The sequence below is a fragment of the Nonomuraea sp. H19 genome (genome assembly GCF_052068215.1).
In the GTDB taxonomy this organism is placed as follows: Bacteria; Actinomycetota; Actinomycetes; order Streptosporangiales; family Streptosporangiaceae; genus Nonomuraea.
Genome location: NZ_JBQHCV010000147.1, coordinates 1 through 590, shown reverse-complemented (window position 1 = coordinate 590; position 590 = coordinate 1). Strand labels below are relative to the sequence as shown.

The 590-nt window shown below is 63.7% G+C and carries 1 protein-coding gene; it reads left to right on the top strand.

Going from position 1 to position 590, the window contains the following annotated elements; translation table 11 throughout:
- Positions 1-52: 52 nt before the first annotated feature.
- A partial coding sequence (locus tag ACTMTI_RS56985) for a class I SAM-dependent methyltransferase (protein ID WP_441129427.1) occupies positions 53-590 on the top strand: 538 nt, incomplete at its 3' end.

Sequence of the window (590 nt, the reverse complement as noted above, 5' to 3'; positions counted from 1 at the left end):
TCTCCTGCCGTCGAACGCTCACGTCCTCGACTGTTCGTGCGGAACCGGACAGTTGGCGGTTGGCCTCGCCGGTCGTGGCATGCAGGTTGTCGCAACTGACGCCAGCGAAGCGATGGTTCGTCGGACTGCAGAGTTGTCTGAGGAGTTCGGGGCATCCGTCCGGGCCGTACGGGCGAACTGGGAAGAGTTGCCCGACCATTTCCAGGACAACACGTTCGACATGGTGTTCTGCGTTGGCAACTCGCTTCACCATGCCGCGGGCGCGACAGGCAGGGGTGCTGCTCTGGAGTCGATGTCACGGCTTCTGCGCCCCGGCGGGCGCTTGGTACTCACATCCCGCACTTGGGAACTCGTGAGGGCCAGAGGTTCCCGGCTGGAGATCAGTGACCGACTCGTCCGCCGGAACGGTCGCGATGCCGTCGTGGTCTACCGCTGGGAGATTGCGCCGCATTGGGAGGAGGAGCACCACATCGAGATTGCGATCGCGCAAGTTGATGCGACCGGGTTGGTTCTTGTCCGCTCGGAACTGCTGTCCTGCTGGCCCTACCGGTACGAGGAACTCGAAGTCGAGCTGCACCGGGTCGGACTCC